The following is a 20,198-nucleotide window of genomic DNA, read 5'->3' as shown; positions in this document are numbered from 1 at the left end:
TGGCGTCAAAGCGTTATCAGCCATCAGGAGGCACGCATATGCAGCGACAGGACACGCACAGCAAACTCATCGGCTATTTGCTGTGGATTTTCGGCTTTCTCGGCGCACACCGTTTCTACTACGGCAAACCGGTCACCGGGACCATCTGGTTTTTCACCTTCGGCTTGCTGTTTATCGGCTGGATCGTTGACCTGTTTCTGATCCCGGCCATGGATCGAGAAGCGGATCTGCGTTTTACCGCCGGTGATACCGATTACAACGTAGCGTGGATTCTGCTGACCTTCCTCGGTATTTTCGGCGTGCACCGTATGTACCAAGGCAAGTGGATTACCGGGATCATTTACCTGTTTACCGGCGGCCTGTTTCTGTTGGGCGTGCTGTATGACTTCTGGACATTGAATACCCAGGTGTCGATTAAAAACGCCGAACGCGGCTAAGGTATTGATACAAAAAAGCCCGCCAATTGGCGGGCTTTTTCATCCTGCGCGGCTTACGCCTGGTAGCTGATGTGCCCATCAACCAGGGTGTAGCGCACCGCACCGGGTAGGCAGTGGCCCATAAACGGACAGTTGCTGCCTTTTGAAAACCAGCTTTCTCCTGCCAGCGTCGATGCCTGTGGATCGAACAGCAGCAGGTCGGCCGCAGCACCGACCGTGAGCCGACCAAGCGGTAGGCCCAGCGCATCGGCCGGGCCGTTGCTTAGGCGTGCCAGTAGGGTCGGTAGGTCGAGCAAACCGTCTTGTACCAGGCTCATGGCCAATGGCAGAAGCAGTTGCACGCTGCTGATACCCGGCTCTGTCGCGCCGAACGGGGCCAGTTTGGCGTCGCGTTCGTGCGGCTGATGGTGGCTGGCAATGGCGCTAATTACGCCGCTTTTTACCGCGGCACGCAGGCCGTCACGATCACGGGCGGTGCGCAGTGGCGGTTGCACGTGATACAGGCTGGAGAAGCCTTCCAGTGCTTCGTCGGTGAGAATCAGTTGGTACAGCGCCACATCGGCAGTCACTGGCAGGCCGCGGGCCTGTGCGTCGGCGATCAGCTGGGCGCCACGGGCGCTGGTCAGTTGGCTGAAGTGCGCGCGTACACCGGTCTGCTCAACCAGCAGCAGATCGCGGGCCAGAGCCACGGTTTCCGCGCTTTCCGGAATGCCCGGTAGGCCGAGGAAGCTGGCCATTGCGCCTTCGTGGGCCAGGCCGCCTTCGGCGAGGTCATGGTCTTGCGAGTGGAAGACCACCGTCAGGTCGAAGGTGGCTGCATATTCCAGCGCGCGGCGCAGGGTACGGTTGTTGCGAAAGCTATCGAGGCCGTTGCCGAAGGCCACGCAACCGGCGTCACGTAGCGCGACCAGTTCGGCCAACTGCTCGCCTTCCAGGCCTTTGCTCAGCGCGCCAATCGGGAACACCTTGGTGTGCCCGGCTTCGCGAGCGCGGTCAAGAATCAGCTCGGCCACCGCCGGGGTGTCCAGTACTGGCTTGGTAAAGGGCGGGCAGCACAGGCTGGTGACGCCGCCAGCGGCTGCCGCCAGAGTTTCCGTGGCGATGCTGCCTTTGCGGCTATAACCCGGCTCGCGCAGGGCGACGTTCAGGTCGACCAGACCTGGGGCGGCCACAAGGCCTTGGGCATCGATGCTTTGCTCGACAACAAAGCCGGCTGGCGCCTGGCCAATGGCGACGATCTTGCCGCTTTCAACAAAGATATCGGCGAGCTGATCGAAGTGGCTGCTGGGGTCAATTACCCGGGCGCCGAGGATACGCATACGCATCAGTTCTGCTCCTCAGCGTCTTGATTGAGTTGGCGCTGGGCGTTCTGCCCGCTCATGGTCATGGACAGCACGGCCATGCGGATCGCGATGCCGTAGGTCACCTGGTTGAGAATCACCGATTGCGGACCATCGGCTACGGCCGATTCGATCTCCACGCCCCGGTTGATGGGGCCTGGGTGCATGACCAAGGCATCGGGTTTGGCCAGTTTCAGGCGCTGCTCGGTGAGACCGAACAGGCGGTAGAACTCGCCCTCGCTGGGCAGCAGGCCGCCGCTCATGCGCTCACGTTGCAGGCGCAACATGATCACCACGTCGACATCTTTGAGACCTTGGGCCATGTCGCTGTACACGGTGACGCCGTATTGCTCGATGCCGACCGGTAGCAGGGTTTTCGGCGCGATCACGCGAATATCCGGGCAGCCGAGGGTCTTCAGCGCGAGCATGTTGGAGCGCGCCACCCGCGAGTGCAGGATGTCACCGACGATGGCCACCGAGAGGTTCTCGAAGCTGCCTTTGTGGCGGCGGATGGTCAGCATGTCGAGCATGCCCTGGGTCGGGTGCGCGTGGCGACCGTCGCCGCCGTTGATAATCGCCAGGTTCGGGCACACGTGCTCGGCGATAAAATGCGCAGCACCGGAATCCGCATGACGCACGACAAAGATGTCGGCGGCCATGGCCTCGAGGTTGCGCAGGGTGTCGAACAGGGTTTCGCCCTTGCTGGTTGAGCTGGTCGACACATTCAGGCTGATGACATCGGCTGACAGGCGCTGAGCCGCCAGTTCGAAAGTCGTGCGGGTGCGCGTGGAGTTCTCGAAGAACACGTTGCACACGGTCTTGCCGCGCAACAGCGGGACCTTTTTCACCGCACGGGCGCCAACTTCGAGGAAGGAGTCAGCGGTGTCGAGAATTTCGGTCAGCAGTTCGCGCGGCAGGCCATCGATGGAGAGGAAATGGCGCAGCTGGCCTTGGTCGTTAAGCTGCAGCGGGCGCTTGGCGGCTTGGGTCGTCATCGGGCGAGTCTCAGTTGGCAAGCGTCTGGAGTTCGAGGGTCAGGGGCGTGGGTCCGGATAATTTTACCCGTTGATCCACCGCCAGTGACAGGGTTGCACCGACTACATCCGGGCGGATCGGCAGTTCGCGGGCATCCAGGTCGAGCAGGCTGACCAGGGTTACGCTGGCCGGGCGGCCGTAGTCGAAAAGTTCGTTAAGCGCTGCGCGGATGGTGCGGCCACTCATCAGTACATCGTCGATCAGCACCAGGTGCTGACCTTCGATTTCGAACGGCAGCTCGGACGGCTGCACCTGAGGGTGCAGGCCGTTTTGGGTGAAGTCATCACGGTAGAACGACACATCAAGAATACCCAGGGCGTCCTGGCGGTTCAGCGCGGCAAGTAGCGCTTGGGCGACCCAGACACCGCCGGTACGGATGCCGATAAAGCGCGGCTCGCTGATCCGTCGTTTATTCAGGTGGCTGGTCAGGGCGGCGGCCATTTGCGGCAGCAGTTCGGCCGGGTTGGGTAAGCTCATGGCAACACTCCAGGTGCAATCTTAGTGGGGGTTAGCCCAGGCAGTTTTCTTCAAGCCAACCTTGCAGCAGCAGGGCGGCGGCAAGGGCGTCGACCGGGCGTTCGCGGTAGCCGCTGGTTTGTCCCTGTTGCAGGCGTTGGCCTTTGGCCTCGTAGGTGGTCAGGCGCTCGTCGTGGGTGTGTACGGGCAGGTTGAAGCGGCCGTTAAGGCGGCGGGCGAATTTTTCTGCGCGCTCGCTCATCTCACTTTTCGTGCCGTCCATGTTCAGCGGCAGGCCGACAACGATGGCGTCCGGCTGCCATTCCTTGACCAGCGCTTCGACTTTCTGCCAGTCGGGTACGCCGTTCTGCGCCTTGAGGATGCACAGCTCGCGGGCTTGTCCGGTGATGACCTGGCCGACTGCGACACCAATCTGCTTGCTGCCGTAATCGAAGCCCAGCAGCAGGCGCAGCGGTTTTGTCTTGGTTTCAGTCATCAGGCGTGTCCGGCTTGTGAGCTAAGCAGGCTGAGATTGACGCCCAGGCGAGCAGCGGCGGCATTCAGGCGTTGGTCGAAGGGCAGGTCGAAGAGGATGCTCGCGTCTGCAGGGCAGGTGAGCCAGGCGTTGTCGACCAGCTCAGCTTCCAGCTGACCGGCGTCCCAGCCGGCATAGCCGAGGGTCATCAGGTATTTATCCGGGCCGATGCCGTCGGCAATCGCGAACAGCACGTCTTGCGAGGTCGACAGGCCTAGCTCGCCCAGCTCCAGTGTCGCTTGGTACTGCGGGCCGCTGGGGTGCAAGACAAAGCCGCGGTCGGTCTGCACCGGGCCGCCGTTAAAAATTGGCAGGCTCTGGCACAGCACCGGTGGCTCTTCATCCGGGCGCAGCTGTTCGAGTACGTCGGCCAGGTTGAGGCCGCTAGGCTTGTTGATCACCAGGCCCATCGCACCGTGGGCGTTATGGTCGATCAGGTAGGTAACGGTCTGCGCAAAACGCGGATCGGCCATGTTCGGCATGGCAATCAGGAAATGGTGCTTGAGGTAGCTGGGGCTGGCGTCTTTCATGGGGGGTAGTTTGGAGCTTTGCGTGGCAAGCCTCAAGCCCATACGTTGAGCCGTGATGGTCCCTGGCTGGTTTTGCGTCGCTGCTCAGTTACTCGACAGGCGGTCGCCGCGGGCGAAGCGCCAGGTACGGATGATTTCCAGGCGGTCGACATCAGCCAGGTCTCCGGTGAACGGCGCGAACGGTGCGGCTAGGCGCACGATACGCAGTGCTGCCTGATCGAGCAGGCGCTGTCCGGAGGATTCCAGTACTTGCACTTCGTACAGCGTGCCATCGCGGTTGATCGATACCAGTAAGCGCAGGTTGCCGTAGATGCCCTGGCGGCGTGCTTCATCGGGGTAGTTGAGGTTGCCGACGCGCTCAACCTTTTTGCGCCACTCATCTTTATACCAGGCACCTTTGTCGCGCATGGTTGAGGCCGCGCTGATGCGATGGACCTTCGGGCGTTTGGCGTACTGCTGCACTTCCAAGGCCAGTTCAGCCTCTAGGCTGGCAATCTCCGACGACAGTTGAGCGCTGTCAAACACCGGCGCTGGTCGGGTTTGCGGCGTGGGCTTGGCTTCTTCGCGTTTGACCGGGGTTTTCTGTTGTTGCGGGGCGCGCGTGGCGACAGCTGCTTTAGGGGCTTGCTGGCGCACGGCGGGCTGTTGCGGCGCGGCGGGTGGGGTTACGCGCTTCACCTCGCTGTCCTGGAACAGCGCCTGCTCAGTGGTTTTCGGCGCTGCTTTGTGTTCCAGGGTGCCGCTGCCCTGTTGATTGTCCTGGGCGAGGAAGTCCGCCTCTTTAGGCTTTTCTTCGCTTTTGAAGGTGGAGAGGGTGATCTCCAGGGTTTTGCTGATCTGGCTGGGCTCGGCCAGGGTAAACCCCAGGCCAAGAATCAGTGCGGCATGCAGCGCGGCAGCGAGGAACAGGGTAAAGCCCAAGCGGTCCGCCGGCTGTACGCCGGCGCTGGGAAATTCTGGGAGTTGGGCTGTTGCGTTCATTGCATGCCGGGTCTGCTCAGGTTGCCGCGCAGTCTGCCGAGGGTGCATGGAAAAGTCTATGAAGCACTGCGCGCATTGAGCTTCTCGGCAATTTTGTCCATCAGGCGCTCGCCGATACGTGTATCGAAGGCCGTATCGATCTCGCGGATGCAGGTCGGGCTGGTGACGTTGATCTCGGTCAGGTGTTCACCAATCACGTCCAGGCCGACGAACAGCAGGCCTTTCTCACGCAGGGTTGGCCCGACGGCGGCAGCGATTTCACGGTCGCGTTCGCTCAAAGGTCTGGCTTCGCCGCGGCCACCGGCGGCGAGGTTGCCACGGGTTTCGCCGGCCGCTGGAATCCGTGCCAGGCAATAAGGCACGGGTTCGCCGTCAATCATCAGGATGCGCTTGTCGCCATCCTTGATCGCCGGCAGATAGCCCTGAGCCATAATCTGCTGCTGGCCGTGATTGGTCAGGGTCTCGAGAATCACCGAAAGGTTGGGATCGCCTTCGCGATGGCGAAATATCATCGATCCGCCCATGCCATCGAGTGGTTTGAGAATGATGTCACGCTGCTCTTTGGCAAACTCGCGCAGAATGTCGGCTCTACGGCTGACCACGGTCGGCGGGGTGTATTGGCTGAACTGGGTGGCAAAGTACTTTTCATTGCAGTCGCGCAGACTTTGCGGGCGGTTGACCACCAGCGTGCCGGCTTGCTCGGCTTGCTCCAGCAGGTAGGTGGAGTAGACGAACTCGTTGTCGAAGGGCGGATCCTTGCGCATCAGGATCACATCCAGCTCGCTTAGCGCGACATCCTGCTCACTGCCCAGCTCGAACCAGCGTTGCGGATCGTTGAATACCTTAAGCTCTGAAAGCCGAGCGCGTGCGACACCCTTGGCTTGGTAAAGATCTTTCTGTTCCATATAGAAGAGGGTCCAGCCGCGCGCTTGCGCGGCCAGTAACATGGCCAGCGAGCTGTCCTTCTTGAAGGCGATCTGGGCGATGGGATCCATGACAATGCCGAGGCGGACGCTCATGGCGGTGTTCTCCGTAAATGGTAGCGATTAGGGTGTGACTGGACGCGATATGGCGTCAGGGTGGCGTTGACAAGCCAGGTGGTCAAGGAAAAACCTTGGCCCAGCCGGCTTATAGATTGCATCTGGAGAGTGTGCTAAAAAGGCCCGACGATTGGGAGGTAGCCCGTCGGTGACAGGGTCTCAGGCGCACTGATATAACGCAAAAATAACGACTCACCGAGGCGATGGTAGGGCAAACATGGAACAGCATTCCGAGGGCTTGAGGGTGATGGTGATCGACGACTCGAAAACGATTCGTCGCACCGCGGAAACCCTGCTGAAAAAGGTGGGCTGCGAGGTAATTACCGCAGTTGACGGCTTCGATGCTTTGGCAAAGATCGCCGATACTCACCCAAATATCATTTTTGTCGACATTATGATGCCGCGACTCGATGGCTATCAGACCTGCGCCTTGATCAAGAACAACAGCGCTTTCAAATCCACCCCGGTGATCATGCTGTCTTCTAAAGATGGTTTGTTCGATAAAGCCAAAGGGCGCATCGTCGGCTCCGATCAATACCTGACCAAGCCCTTCAGCAAAGAAGAGCTGCTTGGGGCGATCAAGGCTCATGTGCCCGACTTTATTCCGGTGGAACAAGCGTCCTGACGCCTGGCTGACCAGCTGCGCGTCTTTTTAAAGTATTGGGAAACACCATGGCTCGAATTCTGATTGTTGATGACTCGCCGACTGAAATGTACAAACTGACCGCCATGCTTGAAAAGCACGGTCATCAAGTACTTAAAGCGGAAAATGGCGCCGATGGCGTTGCCCTGGCACGCCAGGAAAAGCCGGATGCGGTGCTGATGGATATCGTTATGCCTGGCCTCAATGGCTTTCAGGCGACCCGCCAGCTGACCAAAGATGCCGACACCAGCCATATCCCGGTGATCATCGTCACCACCAAGGATCAAGAAACCGACAAGGTCTGGGGCAAGCGCCAGGGTGCGAAGGATTACCTGACCAAGCCGGTTGATGAAGACACCCTGGTTAAAACCTTGAATGCAGTATTGGCCGGTTAAACCGAGTCAGTCGGCAATTAAAAAACAATAAGGCCGCAGCTGGCATGTCGGACGCGCAAACACCTTTTCAAACCCTTCTGGATATCGACGCGCTTTGTCGTTCGCTGGCGGCTGGCTTGCCTTCGCAGCAAGCGGTCGTGCAAACCTGGAGCGGTATCGGTTTTCGCATGGGCGAGCGCTTTTTTGTTGCGCCCATGGGTGAGGTCGGCGAGGTTCTGCATGAGCCGCGTCACACCCTGTTGCCCGGCGTGAAAAGCTGGGTGAAGGGCGTAGCCAACGTGCGCGGACGCTTGCTGCCGGTCATGGATCTGTGCGGTTTCTTCGGCAATGAGTTGTCGCCGCTGCGCAAAAAACGCCGAGTGTTAGTCGTCGATCACCAAGAGGTCTTTGCGGGTCTTACGGTCGATGAAGTGTTTGGCATGCAGCATTTTCCAGTGGACACCTTCTCCGAGCAGCTGCCGCCGCTCGAGGCGTCCATCACACCTTTTATCCACGGAGTATTTCAACGTGAACAGCCCTGGCTGGTGTTCAGCCCACACGCGCTGGCCCAGAACGCGGGTTTTCTCGACGTGGCGTATTAACAGTTTATCGGTGGGGTCGGCATTGCCGGCCTTTTGGCGTTACATGGGAACCGTAGTGCGGTCGGTCCAGGCGGGGGCCAGTAAATGAAAAAACTAAATGCAGGTAATTTGTTAGCAGGTGCGCGCAGTAGCACATTGATCGCAGGGCTGTTTATTGTCCTGATCGTGTCGATCGTTTTGTTGTTCGCCAACTTCGCCTACATCAACACCCAATCCAACTACGACACGGAATACATCGGCCACGCCGGTGAGCTGCGCGTACTGTCCCAGCGTATTGCCAAGAACTCCTCTGAAGCTGCCGCCGGTACGCCAGAAGCGTTCGGTTTGCTGCGTGACGCCCGCAATGACTTTCAGGCGCGTTGGGGCTATCTGACTGACGGTAACGAAGAGACCGGTCTGCCAGCTGCTCCAGAGGCCCTGCAGCCGCAGATGACTGCGGTGCAGCAGGACTGGGATACGCTGCGGCAAAACACCGACGCCATTCTGGCCAACGAACAGACTGTTCTGTCGTTGCACCAGGTAGCCGCCACGCTCGCTGAAACTATTCCGCAGCTGCAGGTCGAGTACGAAGAAGTGGTCGACATTCTGCTGGAAAGCGGCGCGCCGGCGGCCCAGGTCTCGGTTGCTCAGCGTCAATCCTTGCTGGCAGAACGTATCCTCGGTTCGGTCAACAAGGTACTGGCCGGTGATCAAGACTCGGTTCAAGCCGCTGACATGTTCGGCCGTGACGCCAGCCTGTTCGGGCGTGTGTTGAGCGCGATGCTTGAAGGCAACGCGGCCATGGAAATTACCCAAGTGGGCGACGCGGAGGCTCTTGAGCGTCTCGCGGAAATTTCCGAGCTGTTTGAGTTCGTTTCCGGCTCGGTGGACGAGATTCTCGAAACCTCACCTGAGCTGTTCCAGGTACGTGAGTCGGCTAACGTGATCTTCAGCGTTTCGCAGACCCTGTTGGACAAAGCGTCTGAATTGGCTGTCGGCTTTGAAGCGCAGTCCAGTGGCCGCGCGATCAACACCCTGATCGGTTATGTGCTGGGTGCTTTGGCTCTGGCTTCGATCATCCTGATCGGTTTGGTGATGGTGCGCGAAACCAACAGTCGCTTGGCCTCCACCGCCGAGAAGAACGAACGTAACCAAACAGCGATTTTGCGCCTGCTCGACGAAATTGCCGACCTCGCCGATGGTGACTTGACCGTAGCCGCGACGGTAACCGAAGACTTCACCGGTGCCATTGCTGACTCCATCAACTACTCCATCGACCAGCTGCGTGATCTGGTAGCCACGATTAACCTGACCGCCGTTCAGGTAGCCGGTGCGGCCCAGGAAACCCAGGCCACGGCGATGCACCTGGCCGAGGCTTCCGAGCACCAGGCCCAGGAAATTGCCGGTGCTTCTGCGGCGATCAACGAAATGGCCGTGTCGATTGACCAGGTATCGGCGAACGCCTCGGAGTCCTCCGCGGTAGCGGAACGTTCCGTAGCCATCGCCAACAAAGGCAACGAAGTGGTGCACAACACCATCACCGGCATGGATAACATCCGTGAACAGATCCAAGACACCTCCAAGCGTATTAAACGCCTCGGTGAATCGTCCCAGGAGATCGGTGACATCGTTAGCCTGATTAACGACATTGCTGACCAGACCAACATCCTCGCACTGAACGCCGCGATTCAGGCCTCCATGGCCGGTGATGCGGGTCGAGGCTTCGCTGTGGTAGCGGACGAAGTACAACGCCTTGCAGAACGTTCCTCGGCTGCGACCAAGCAGATCGAGGCACTGGTTAAGACGATTCAGACCGACACCAACGAAGCCGTTATCTCGATGGAACAAACGACTTCCGAAGTGGTGCGCGGTGCGCGTCTGGCGCAGGATGCCGGGGTTGCACTGGAAGAGATCGAGAAGGTATCCAAGACCCTCGCGGCCTTGATTCAGAACATCTCTAACGCGGCACGCCAGCAGGCCTCTTCGGCAGGCCACATTTCCAACACGATGAACGTGATCCAAGAGATCACCTCGCAAACTTCCTCCGGTACCACTGCCACCGCCAAGAGCATTGGTAACCTGGCCAAGATGGCCAGTGAGATGCGTAAGTCGGTATCCGGTTTTACCTTGCCGGGTGGTGAGCAGGCTTAATTGGTTGCTGTGCAACAGGCTGGAAAGCCTGTTGCACAGCGGGCTATGGCCGTAAGCGAGGGGCACGACATGCAGTCAGGCGTTTGGGCCTTGCAGCCTCTGGCAGACATGACAGCCACGGAGTTTCGTGACTGGCAGGTGCTGCTTGAGGAGCGCACTGGGGTCGTTCTGAATGAGCGGCGGCAGGCGTTTTTGCAAACCAATCTGAGTGCGCGAATGCGTGAGCTGGGCGTGACGGATTACGCCACGTACTACCAGCAGGTCACCGATGGTCCCCGCGGTGCCGTGGAGTGGTCGACCCTGCTGGATCGGCTGACGGTGCAAGAAACCCGTTTTTTCCGCCATCGGCCGTCATTTGATGTGCTTGAGGGCTATTTGCGTGAGCGCTTGCAGCAAGGCATGACAGAGCCATGGGCGCTCTGGAGCGTAGGCTGTGCCAGCGGCGAAGAGCCTTATTCGCTGGCCATTAGCGCTGCAGAAGTCTTACGTGAAAGTGAGTATTCGGAGCATTTTGGCGTAACGGGCACCGATATCAGCCTGAATGCGCTGAATAAGGCGCGCGATGGCCAATACGGCGCGCGCCGTCTGGAACAGTTGGATGCTGACCTGTGCCAGCGCTACTTCCTGGCCCAGGATGATGGACGTTTCAAAGTGCTGCCGAACCTGGCCGCACGCGTGTGTTGCGCCCGGCTCAATGTATTGGAGCTGGCCAAGGCGCCCATGTCCGGTATGGACGTTATTTTTTGTCAGAACTTGTTGATCTATTTTCGTCGCTGGCGGCGCCGCGAGATCCTTAATCGCCTGGCTGAGCGCTTGGTGCCCGGAGGGCTGCTGGTGGTCGGAGTAGGTGAAGTAGCGGGTTGGCAGCATCCGGAGTTGATTCCGGTGGCCGACGAGCGAGTGCTGGCGTTTACCCGCAAGGGATAAGGCAGAAGAGCCAAGTTTATGAGTGGAGTGGCTATGGGTGATCGGCACGATTATGTCGCCCTGGAATGGGTTAAAGGCGAGATCGCGGAAACCCTGAAACAGGCGCGTCAGGCGCTGGAGGCGTTCGTTGAGAACCCCCAGGACGCTACGCGCATGCGTTTCTGCCAGACCTATGTGCATCAGGTGCTGGGCACCTTGCAGATGGTCGAGTTTTTCGGCGCGGCGCTGCTCGCTGAGGAAATGGAACAGCTGGCTGGTGCGCTGATTGAAGGACGGGTGAGTAACCAGGGCGAAGCCTTGGAAGTGCTGATGCAGTCGATTCTGCAGCTGCCGGTGTACCTCGACCGTATCCAGACTGCCCGCCGCGACCTGCCGATGGTCGTGCTGCCGTTACTCAATGACCTGCGCGCTGCCCGCGGGGAAAAACTGCTCTCGGAGACCAGCCTGTTTGCCCCGGATATGTCCGGACGCAATGCGGCGCTGTCCAATGATTCGATCGCACAGCTAAGCACCGCCGAGTTACCAGGGCTGTTACGTAAGCTGCGGCAGATGCTGCAGATGGCCTTGGTGGGGGTGATCCGCAATCAGGACTTACCGACCAACCTAGGTTACATGGCACGGGTGTTCGCCCGCCTGGAAAACCTGTGCAAAGACTCGCCTCTTGGCCCGCTGTGGCAGATCGCCTCGGGCGTGGTCGAAGGCCTGGCCAACGGCAGCGTAGCCAATGGCTCTTCTGTGCGTACCTTGTTGCGCCAGGTGGATAAAGAACTCAAGCGTCTGCTTGAGCAGGGGGCTGAAGGTCTGAATCAGCCGGCGCCTGATGAGCTGAGTAAGAACCTGCTGTTCTACGTGGCGAAATCCACGGCTCAATCACCGCGCGTACGTGGCCTTAAAGACCAATACCGCCTCGACGATGCACTGCCGGACAACGATGTTGTCGATGAAGAGCGTGCACGCCTGGCCGGTCCTGACCGCGACGCTATGCGTTCGGTGGTGGCCGCGCTCTGTGAAGAGTTGGTCCGCGTTAAAGACAGCCTCGATCTATTCGTACGCAGCGACCGCACTCAGGTGGCTGACCTGGAGGCGCTGGCCGCACCGCTCAAGCAAATTGCCGATACCCTTGCGGTTTTGGGCTTTAGCCAGCCGCGTAAAGTGATTGTCGACCAACTCGATGTGATCAACGGCTTGGCCAAAGGCCAGGGCGAGCCCAGCGATGCGGTGCTGATGGATGTCGCCGGTGCGCTGTTGTATGTCGAGGCCACTCTGGCTGGCATGGTTGGCCCCGCACAGGACGGCGGCCGTGAAGAAAGCCACCTGCCGACTACCGATGTGGCGCAGATTCACCAGCTGGTAATCAAAGAAGCGCGCACCGGCCTGGAGCAGGCCAAAGACGCGATTATCGAATTTATCGCCTCGCAGTGGAACCATGAACACTTGGCCCGCGTGCCCGAGCTACTGACTCAGGTGCGTGGCGGTCTGGCGATGATTCCGCTGCAGCGCGCCGCCGATCTGCTCAATGCCTGCAACCGCTATATCCAAGAACAACTGCTGGCGCGCAAGGCCGTGCCCAACTGGCAAAACCTCGACACCCTGGCGGACGCCATTACCAGTGTTGAGTATTACCTCGAACGCCTGGCTGAAGACCATGCCAGCCAAGGCGATCTGATCCTTGATGTGGCCGAGGAAAGCCTCGACAGCCTGGGTTATCCGCTTAAAGAAAAGCCGTCGATTCTTGACCGCATCGACACGCCTGCAGAAACCTTCGCGCCATTGGCTGATCCGCTGCTCGATATGGAGGTGTTGCGTGACGAGCCCGAGCCCGAGCCCGAAGTCAGTCCGCCGGCGCTTGACGATGAACCGCTGAGCCTGGATTTGACGGATGACTTCAGTGCTGAGTTTGCGGATTTAGATTCTACCGCCCTGGATGCGCCGTCGGCTGAGCTTGAGCTGATCGACTTCAGTAGTGATCTGAGTGACGCCGAGCTGTTGCCTCAGGCGGAAACCGTGGAAGAGCCGTCATTACCCAGCGAGGAGTTGTCGCTCGACAGCTTTGAGCTGGATGTCAGCGATAGCCCAGCCAATTGGGGTGAAGACGAGCTGGCCGCGCTGGAGTTACCTGAAGTTGACCTGCCGAGCGCCCCGCCAAGCGAGGAGTCGGCGCCGCCTGTTGCTGAAAAAGCGCTGTCGATGGCCGATGTCATGGCCGCTCCCGTGCAGGCGATCAACCCACCTGCGCACGATGTACCGCCAAGCCTGCTACCGCCGCCGGCCGATGAAGAGCCGATTGATGAAGAGCTTATGGAAGTCTTTATCGAAGAGGTGGGCGAAGTGCTGGAAACCATCGCCGAGTATTTTCCGCAGTGGTGCGCGGACACCGATAACAAAGATGCCCTGAGCGAAATTCGCCGCGCCTTCCACACCCTCAAGGGCAGTGGTCGCATGGTCCGCGCGTTGGTGATCGGTGAGTTGGGATGGTCGATTGAGAACCTGCTCAACCGCGTGCTCGACCGCAGCATTCAACCGGGTGCCGAGGTGCAGCAGGTGATTGCCGACGTGGTCGCCCTGATGCCGGCCTTGGTCGATGAGTTTGCCAGTAAGGCACAACGTCAGCGTGACGATGTCGACCATTTGGCCGCCACGGCCCATGCCTTGGCCAAAGGCCGAAGTCTCCCAAAACCTCAAGCCCCGGTTGAGCAGGTAGCTGAGCCCGAGGGTCTGCCCAGCGCTACCGACGAGAGCGGCGCAGACGCTGAAGGTCTGGACCCGCAGTTGCTGGAAATTTTCCGCAACGAAGCGGAGATGCACCTCGATACGTTGGTTGGCTTCCTGGCTGACTGTGCTCAGGAGCTGCCGCAGCCTGTAACCGACGACTTGCAGCGGGCCTTGCACACCCTTAAAGGCAGTGCTTCGATGGCCGGCATTCTGCCGGTGGCTGAGATTGCTTCGCCGCTAGAGAAGCTGGTTAAGGAATTTAAAGCCAACCTGATCCCCATGGACCTGGCCGAAGCGGAATTGTTGAGCAGCGCAGAAAAGCTCTTCCGTCTCGGGCTTGAGCAGCTGGAAAGCCAACCTCTGGGCGTATTGCCGGGTGCTGCCGAGTTCCTTGAGCGCGTGCAGAAGCTGCACAATGAGCGCCTCGAACAGGCGGAAAACAGCCGACAGAGCGAGCAGGGTGGGGAAAAGCGCGACCCGCAGATGATCAGCATCTTCCTCGCCGAAGGCATGGATATCCTGCTGGATGCCGAAGACCTGCTACGCCAGTGGCGTGAGCATCCGTCCGAACGCCAGGAACTCAGCTCACTGTTGGATGAGTTGACTACCCTGGGCCGCGGCGCCGAAATGGCCGATCTGCCGCAGATAGACGAACTCTGCGAAGCCTTGCTCGACCTTTATGGCGCCGTGGAAGAAGGCCGCCTGGCTGTCAGCGAGCGCTTCTTCAGCGAAGCTGAGCAAGCTCACGAAGCCCTGATCGGCATGATGGATCAGGTGGCTGCGGGCTTGCAGGTAAGCGCTGCTCCTGAGCGCGTGCAAGCCCTGCGTGATTTGATGATGGAGGCGCTGGATCCTAATACCCTGGCGCTGTTGTCTAACAACGGTGCTGCCGGTATCGAGATTGTTGAACTGACAGACGCCACGGCTGCGTTGGCAGAACTTAGCGTGGGTGAGCCGGATGAAGTGATTGAGCCGTTGTCGCTCGATGCGCTGCCACTCGACGCGCTGCTTGAGTCTACTGAGCCTGTTAGCGAGCCGCTGGCTGAACAGCCGACTGCTTCGCTGTATGAATCGCTCGACGAAGAAATGGTGTCGATCTTCCTCGAAGAAGCCGTGGATATTCTGGACAGTGCCGGCCAGGCGCTGGAGCGCTGGTTGGCTGACCCAGACAACAAAGCCGCACTGTCATCCCTGCAGCGTGATCTGCACACCCTCAAAGGTGGTGCGCGCATGGCCGAAATTCGTCCGATTGGCGATCTCGCCCATGAACTCGAATCGCTGTACGAAGGCCTGGTGGATCGCCGTTACAGCGCCTCCCCGGCGTTGGCGAGTCTCCTGCAGCAAAGCCATGACAGCTTGGCGCAATTGCTCGAGCAGTTGCAGGCCCGCGCGGCGATGCCTTCCCCGGTGGCGTTGATTGAGGCCATTCGCAGTTTCCGCCAGAGTGGTGGGCAAAGCTTGCCGGTCAGCCACGCGATGCCCGAACCTGCTGCCGAAGCCGAAGCCGAAGCCGAAGCCGAAGCCGAAGCCGAAGCCGTGCCGGTGATCGAGTTGTCAGATCTGTTAGAGGCTGAGCCCGAAGCCGATGAAGAAATCGACTTCGGTATTCTCACCGATGAGCCGCAAGACGCGCTGGACAGCGAGCCATTAGCGGCTGAGTCGCTAGACATCGAGGTGACCGAGCTGCCTGTCGTCGAGTTCGACGATCCCGAATTGCTCGATCCCGAGCCTGAAACGGACGCGGTTGAACTTGCGGATATTGCGCCCGAGCAGCTCGATGCAGCGCCGGCCCCCGCGGCCATTGAAGACGAACGCGATCCAGAGTTGGTGGAGATCTTCCTGGAGGAAGGTTTCGACATCATCGACAGCGCCGGTGCGGCATTGCAGCGCTGGATGGACGACGTCAACAACAGCCTTGAACTGGAATCGCTGCAGCGTGATCTGCACACCCTCAAGGGTGGTGCACGCATGGCTGAAATCCGTGAAATCGGTGACTTGGCCCACGAGCTGGAATTCCTCTACGAAGGCCTTGGCGATGGCCGTTTGCGTGCCAGTCAAGAGTTGTTCAGCCTGCTGCAGGCCTGTCACGACAGCCTGGCTGAGATGCTCGAAGCCGTGCGCGGCAAGCACAGCGTGCCAAGTGGTGAGGAGCTGATCGACACCATCAAGCGCTTCCGCGCCAACCCGGATGAGCAGCTGAGTATGCCGTCTGCGGTTGCGCTTAAAGCCGCCGAAGATCAGCCCGATGAAGGTGAGTCGGACATCCTCGACATCTTCCTTGAGGAAGCGGATGACCTGCTGGAAGCCATGGAAGTTTCGATTGGCCGCTGGGAAGCTGATCGTGAAGACGCCAGCGCCATCGATGATATGTTGCGCACCCTGCACACCCTCAAAGGCGGTGCACGCCTAGCCGGGCAAAAGCGTTTGGGCGACCTTAGCCACAACCTCGAACAGCATCTAACTGAAGCACAGGTTCAGGGCGCACCTTGGCCGCAGAGCCTGTTTGTCGATGTGCAGTCGGGCTTCGAAGGGTTGCAGCAGGAACTCGAGGTTCTGCGCCAGCGCTTGAATGACAGCCTGCTTGACGACACCGCCAGTGCACACACGCCTGCGCCAGCAGCTCGCCTGCCGGAGTTGAGCACACCGATTGTGGCGGCCAGTGCGCTGCCTGCGCCGGAGCTGGTGGCCAAGGTGCTGCCATTCGTGCGCCGCGCACAAGAAGCCGCGCAGGAAGCGGCATCCCGCCGTGCGCCACAGGAGCTGGTCAAGGTACCCGCCGAACTGCTTGAAGGCCTGGTTAACCTGGCCGGTGAAACCTCGATTTTCCGGGGACGGGTCGAGCAGCAGGTCAGTGACTTTGGTTTCACCCTGAGTGAAATGGAAGCCACCATTGACCGTGTACGCGACCAGCTGCGCCGCCTCGATACTGAAACTCAGGCGCAGATCCTCAGCCGTATCGAGGCTGAAGCCGAGCGTATGGGCTATGAAGATTTCGACCCGCTGGAAATGGACCGTCACTCGCAGCTGCAGCAGTTGTCGCGCGCCCTGTTTGAGTCGGCTTCCGACTTGCTTGACCTGAAAGAAACCCTGGCGGCGCGTAACCGCGATGCGGAAACCCTGTTGCTGCAGCAGGCGCGGGTCAACTCGGAGCTACAGGAAGGCTTGATGCGCACGCGCATGGTGCCGTTCGACCGTCTGGTACCGCGTTTGCGCCGTATCGTGCGGCAGATCTCCGGTGAGCTGGGCAAGCAAGTTGAGTTTGTCGTCGGCAACGCCGATGGCGAGATGGACCGTACCGTCCTCGAACGTATCGTCGCGCCGCTGGAGCACATGCTGCGCAACGCCGTCGACCACGGCATTGAAGCCGCTGATGTGCGGCGTGCTGCCGGTAAGCCGGAGCAGGGTACTATTCGCCTGGCGCTCGGCCGTGAGGGTGGCGATATCGTCATGACCCTGGCGGATGACGGCGGCGGTATTCGCCTGGATGCGGTCAAGCGCAAAGCCATTGAGCGCGGCTTGATGGACGCAGACTCCGACCTGAGCGATTACGAAATCCTGCAATTTATTCTCGAGGCCGGCTTCTCCACGGCTGAGAAGGTCACGCAGATCTCCGGCCGTGGCGTCGGCATGGATGTGGTGCACTCGGAAGTGAAGCAGCTCGGTGGCTCGATGAGCATCGAGTCGCTGCCGGGCACCGGCACCACCTTTACTATTCGTCTGCCGTTCACCGTGTCGGTTAACCGCGCGCTGATGGTGTTGTCCGGTGAAGACCTGTACGCCATTCCGTTGAACACCATTGAAGGTATCGTGCGGGTTTCGCCCTACGAGCTGGAAGCCTATTACGCCCCCGATGCGCCGCGCTTCGAGTATGCCGGGCAGAGCTATGAACTGCGCTACCTCGGCGATCTGCTAAACAACGGCCAGCAGCCCAAACTGGTTGGCCAAAGCTTACCGTTGCCGGTGATTCTGGTGCGCTCCAAGGAGCACGCGGTGGCGGTGCAGGTTGACTCCCTGGCTGGTTCCCGCGAGATCGTGGTGAAGAGCCTCGGCCCGCAGTTCGCCGGCGTGCACGGGATCTCCGGTGCCACCATCCTCGGTGACGGCCGCGTGGTGGTGATTCTTGATCTGCTGGCGACCATTCGTGTGCTGCACGCGCATCTGCTTACCCAGTTGCAGCCGCGTCAGCTCAGGCAATCAGCCAGCGCCGCCGAGATTGAAGCGGATCGGCCGACGTTGGTCATGGTGGTCGATGACTCGGTCACCGTGCGCAAGGTCACCAGCCGTCTGCTTGAGCGCAACGGCATGAACGTGCTGACCGCGAAAGACGGTGTCGATGCCATCTCGCAGCTGCAGGAGCGCAAGCCCGACATCATGCTGCTGGATATTGAAATGCCGCGCATGGACGGCTTTGAAGTCGCGACCCTGGTGCGCCATGACGAAGGCCTGAAAGACCTGCCAATCATCATGATTACCTCGCGTACTGGTGAGAAGCACCGTGAGCGGGCCATGAGCCTCGGCGTCAACGAATACCTGGGTAAGCCTTACCAAGAGTCCTTGTTGCTTGAAACCATTCAGCAGCTGGTGGGCCGTCAGCCGGTAAACCGCACATGACCGATAAAACTGCAGCCCGCATCGCGGTGATTGCTGATACCTCATTGCAGCGCCATGTGCTGCAGCAAGCGCTGACGGGTAGCGGCTATCAGGTGGTGATGAACAGTGATCCGGCGCGTCTCGATCAGGCTACCCTGAGTGCGTGCGAGACCGATTTATGGCTGGTCGATCTGGCGCAGTCGGATGATTCGCCGCTGATCGATAACCTGATGGAAAATGCCGTAGTCCCCGTGCTGTTTGGCGAAGGCCATGCGCCTGAGCGTCATTCGGAAAACTACCCACGCTGGGAGCGGCGGCTGTTCGGCAAGCTGAAGAAGCTGGTGGGCGACCCGTCGCAAGCCGTTGGTCCTAGCTTGGAAGCCTTGCTGGCCGAAGCGCAGCGGCCGTCGCGTCTGGATTTACCGGCTGTACTGGCGGACACCCCGCTGGTCGCCGGCGAACCGGCGCGTCAGGTTTGGTTACTGGCCGCTTCCTTGGGTGGCCCTGCGGCGGTAAAGGCCTTTCTCGATGCCTTGCCAGGCGGTTTGCCGATAGGCTTCGTCTACGCCCAACATATTGCTGCCAGTTTTGAGAGTTCGCTGCCGCAGGCTGTGGGCCGCCACAGTCAATGGCACGTTAACCCGGCCCGCCACGGCGATGCCGTGCGCTGCGGTGAAGTGGTGGTAGTGCCGATCAGCCATGAGCTGGGCTTCAACGATCAAGGCCAGATGCAGATAGCCGAACGCGGCTGGCCGGAACCCTACAGCCCGTCGATCGACCAGATGATGCTTAACCTGGCCCAGCATTTCGCTGCGCTGAGCGGTGTTATTGCCTTCAGCGGGATGGGCAGTGATGGCAGTGCGGCGGCGGCTTATGTGCGTCGTCAGGGTGGCTTGATCTGGACCCAGCGGGCCGACAGTTGCGCCTGCCCGAGCATGCCCGACAGCTTGCGCGAAGGCGGTTACAGCAGCTTTAGCGGTGACCCGCGCGAGTTGGCCGGCGCCTTGGTCAATCACTTGGCCGAGCAGTGCCGTTAATCCGGGGCCGTGCCCTGTACAGGATAAATTTATGAGCCAAGCTGTCGCCACGCAAAACAGCGTCACTAGCCTGACCGGCCTGCTGATGCCGTTGACTGATCGCACTCTGCTGCTGCCCAACGTGGCGGTCGCCGAACTAATTCCTTACCGCGCGCCGCAGGTCAGCGAAGGGTTGCCCAGCTGGTTTCTCGGGCAGATTGCCTGGCGTGATCTACGCCTGCCGCTGTTGTCGTTCGAGGCCGCGTCGGATGGCCAGGCGACTGTTAGCTCGGGCTCGCGGGTGGCGGTGATCAATGCCTTGGGCGGTCGCCCGGCGGTCAAGTTTATTGCCGTACTGGTGCAAGGTATTCCTCGCTCGATCAAGGTCGGTGCCGAGCTGGTACGTGCTGATGTCACGTTGTCGCCACTGGAGTTGGACGCGGTGCAGTTCGGTGACACGGTGCTCAAGATTCCCGACCTGCTTGGGCTGGAACAGAAGCTGGCTGACGCTGGATTGATCTGACCGTTAAAAACCGAAAAGCCCGCATCTGCGGGCTTTTTTATGGTGCGCCAGGCATGGCGCGTAGCGCCGTGACTGGCGCTGTCGGGTTCACTGTGGTGGTGAGCCTGGCGACTTGGAGGTGAAAGTCCTCTACACACCCGGCAAGGGGAAGTGTTAGCTGAAGGCAAGGGTGTCGCGGGCGACTGCGAATCTGAAGGAAGCCCGAGGCAAAATGCTGGCCTGACGAACAGGAAGCGGATGAGGCGGCGCAGCGGGGTGAGGTGGCCATAATCGCCAAAGCCCGATACTTGCACGGAACGCTGCGACGTAGATCCGACAGGCMTAAGC

At 60.1% G+C, this 20,198-nt stretch carries 16 protein-coding genes; 9 read left to right on the top strand and 7 right to left on the bottom strand.

The window, feature by feature from the left end; all coding sequences use genetic code 11:
* Positions 1-38: 38 nt before the first annotated feature.
* A complete protein-coding gene (locus tag SOP97_RS09485) occupies positions 39-437 on the top strand; it encodes a TM2 domain-containing protein (RefSeq protein ID WP_311089592.1) in 399 nt (132 codons plus the stop codon).
* A gap of 53 nt (positions 438-490) precedes the next feature.
* Here SOP97_RS09485 and SOP97_RS09480 read toward each other — a convergent pair whose 3' ends face one another.
* The 7 genes from SOP97_RS09480 to gshB all read right to left on the bottom strand — a co-directional run bounded on the left by SOP97_RS09480 (position 491) and on the right by gshB (position 6,333).
* Positions 491-1,762 carry a dihydroorotase gene (locus tag SOP97_RS09480; protein WP_322949054.1) on the bottom strand — a complete coding sequence of 424 codons (1,272 nt, stop codon included), beginning with the start codon at positions 1,760-1,762 and terminating at the stop codon, positions 491-493.
* Entirely contained in the window at positions 1,762-2,772 is a 1,011-nt protein-coding gene (locus SOP97_RS09475; protein WP_322949053.1) for an aspartate carbamoyltransferase catalytic subunit, read from the bottom strand. Before SOP97_RS09475 ends, SOP97_RS09480 begins: the two co-directional genes overlap by 1 nt.
* A gap of 10 nt (positions 2,773-2,782) precedes the next feature.
* The gene (gene pyrR / locus SOP97_RS09470) at positions 2,783-3,289 is read right to left on the bottom strand and encodes a bifunctional pyr operon transcriptional regulator/uracil phosphoribosyltransferase PyrR (protein ID WP_322949052.1); all 507 of its coding nucleotides are present in this window, start codon (positions 3,287-3,289) and stop codon (positions 2,783-2,785) included.
* A 31-nt stretch (positions 3,290-3,320) separates the two neighbouring features.
* Positions 3,321-3,764, bottom strand: a complete 444-nt coding sequence (gene ruvX, locus SOP97_RS09465; protein WP_322949051.1) for a Holliday junction resolvase RuvX — start codon at positions 3,762-3,764, stop codon at positions 3,321-3,323.
* Entirely contained in the window at positions 3,764-4,333 is a 570-nt protein-coding gene (locus SOP97_RS09460) for a YqgE/AlgH family protein (protein WP_322949050.1), read from the bottom strand. The genes ruvX and SOP97_RS09460 overlap by 1 nt, the downstream gene beginning before the upstream one ends.
* An 84-nt stretch (positions 4,334-4,417) precedes the next feature.
* Complete coding sequence (locus tag SOP97_RS09455; protein ID WP_322949049.1) at positions 4,418-5,314, bottom strand: energy transducer TonB; 897 nt, start codon at positions 5,312-5,314, stop codon at positions 4,418-4,420.
* Between the two features lie 56 nt (positions 5,315-5,370).
* On the bottom strand, positions 5,371-6,333 hold the full coding sequence (gshB, locus tag SOP97_RS09450) for a glutathione synthase (RefSeq protein WP_274089223.1): 963 nt from the start codon (positions 6,331-6,333) through the stop codon (positions 5,371-5,373).
* Between the two features lie 238 nt (positions 6,334-6,571).
* On the opposite strand from gshB, the gene pilG reads away from it, so the two are divergent.
* From pilG to SOP97_RS09410, 8 genes are all read left to right on the top strand, one after another.
* Complete coding sequence (gene pilG, locus SOP97_RS09445; protein WP_090446514.1) at positions 6,572-6,979, top strand: twitching motility response regulator PilG; 408 nt, start codon at positions 6,572-6,574, stop codon at positions 6,977-6,979.
* 47 nt (positions 6,980-7,026) lie between these two features.
* The gene (gene pilH, locus SOP97_RS09440; protein ID WP_090250086.1) at positions 7,027-7,392 is read left to right on the top strand and encodes a twitching motility response regulator PilH; all 366 of its coding nucleotides are present in this window, start codon (positions 7,027-7,029) and stop codon (positions 7,390-7,392) included.
* A gap of 44 nt (positions 7,393-7,436) precedes the next feature.
* Positions 7,437-7,973 carry a chemotaxis protein CheW gene (locus SOP97_RS09435; RefSeq protein WP_274089224.1) on the top strand — a complete coding sequence of 179 codons (537 nt, stop codon included), beginning with the start codon at positions 7,437-7,439 and terminating at the stop codon, positions 7,971-7,973.
* An 84-nt stretch (positions 7,974-8,057) separates the two neighbouring features.
* Positions 8,058-10,103 carry a methyl-accepting chemotaxis protein gene (locus tag SOP97_RS09430; RefSeq protein WP_274089225.1) on the top strand — a complete coding sequence of 682 codons (2,046 nt, stop codon included), beginning with the start codon at positions 8,058-8,060 and terminating at the stop codon, positions 10,101-10,103.
* Between the two features lie 69 nt (positions 10,104-10,172).
* A complete protein-coding gene (locus SOP97_RS09425; RefSeq protein WP_322949047.1) occupies positions 10,173-11,030 on the top strand; it encodes a protein-glutamate O-methyltransferase in 858 nt (285 codons plus the stop codon).
* A gap of 33 nt (positions 11,031-11,063) precedes the next feature.
* Positions 11,064-18,353 (top strand): Hpt domain-containing protein, encoded by a 7,290-nt coding sequence (locus SOP97_RS09420; RefSeq protein WP_322949069.1) that lies wholly within the window; start codon positions 11,064-11,066, stop codon positions 18,351-18,353.
* Positions 18,350-19,369 carry a chemotaxis protein CheB gene (locus tag SOP97_RS09415; RefSeq protein ID WP_274089227.1) on the top strand — a complete coding sequence of 340 codons (1,020 nt, stop codon included), beginning with the start codon at positions 18,350-18,352 and terminating at the stop codon, positions 19,367-19,369. The genes SOP97_RS09420 and SOP97_RS09415 overlap by 4 nt, the downstream gene beginning before the upstream one ends.
* A 31-nt stretch (positions 19,370-19,400) precedes the next feature.
* Entirely contained in the window at positions 19,401-19,871 is a 471-nt protein-coding gene (locus SOP97_RS09410; protein ID WP_274089228.1) for a chemotaxis protein CheW, read from the top strand.
* Positions 19,872-20,198 lie beyond the last annotated feature (327 nt).

The sequence above is a fragment of the Pseudomonas spirodelae genome, from assembly GCF_034653255.1.
Classification (GTDB): Bacteria; Pseudomonadota; Gammaproteobacteria; order Pseudomonadales; family Pseudomonadaceae; genus Aquipseudomonas; species Aquipseudomonas spirodelae.
This window is presented reverse-complemented; position numbering and strand designations above follow the sequence as displayed.

Bases quoted from the DNA above. Each gene is read 5' to 3' on its own strand.
- SOP97_RS09485 (WP_311089592.1), top strand. From the start codon at position 39: ATGCAGCGACAGGACACGCACAGCAAACTCATCGGCTATTTGCTGTGG.
- SOP97_RS09480 (WP_322949054.1), bottom strand. From the start codon at position 1,762: ATGCGTATGCGTATCCTCGGCGCCCGGGTAATTGACCCCAGCAGCCAC.
- SOP97_RS09475 (WP_322949053.1), bottom strand. From the start codon at position 2,772: ATGACGACCCAAGCCGCCAAGCGCCCGCTGCAGCTTAACGACCAAGGC.
- pyrR (WP_322949052.1), bottom strand. From the start codon at position 3,289: ATGAGCTTACCCAACCCGGCCGAACTGCTGCCGCAAATGGCCGCCGCC.
- ruvX (WP_322949051.1), bottom strand. From the start codon at position 3,764: ATGACTGAAACCAAGACAAAACCGCTGCGCCTGCTGCTGGGCTTCGAT.
- SOP97_RS09460 (WP_322949050.1), bottom strand. From the start codon at position 4,333: ATGAAAGACGCCAGCCCCAGCTACCTCAAGCACCATTTCCTGATTGCC.
- SOP97_RS09455 (WP_322949049.1), bottom strand. From the start codon at position 5,314: ATGAACGCAACAGCCCAACTCCCAGAATTTCCCAGCGCCGGCGTACAG.
- gshB (WP_274089223.1), bottom strand. From the start codon at position 6,333: ATGAGCGTCCGCCTCGGCATTGTCATGGATCCCATCGCCCAGATCGCC.
- pilG (WP_090446514.1), top strand. From the start codon at position 6,572: ATGGAACAGCATTCCGAGGGCTTGAGGGTGATGGTGATCGACGACTCG.
- pilH (WP_090250086.1), top strand. From the start codon at position 7,027: ATGGCTCGAATTCTGATTGTTGATGACTCGCCGACTGAAATGTACAAA.
- SOP97_RS09435 (WP_274089224.1), top strand. From the start codon at position 7,437: ATGTCGGACGCGCAAACACCTTTTCAAACCCTTCTGGATATCGACGCG.
- SOP97_RS09430 (WP_274089225.1), top strand. From the start codon at position 8,058: ATGAAAAAACTAAATGCAGGTAATTTGTTAGCAGGTGCGCGCAGTAGC.
- SOP97_RS09425 (WP_322949047.1), top strand. From the start codon at position 10,173: ATGCAGTCAGGCGTTTGGGCCTTGCAGCCTCTGGCAGACATGACAGCC.
- SOP97_RS09420 (WP_322949069.1), top strand. From the start codon at position 11,064: ATGGGTGATCGGCACGATTATGTCGCCCTGGAATGGGTTAAAGGCGAG.
- SOP97_RS09415 (WP_274089227.1), top strand. From the start codon at position 18,350: ATGACCGATAAAACTGCAGCCCGCATCGCGGTGATTGCTGATACCTCA.
- SOP97_RS09410 (WP_274089228.1), top strand. From the start codon at position 19,401: ATGAGCCAAGCTGTCGCCACGCAAAACAGCGTCACTAGCCTGACCGGC.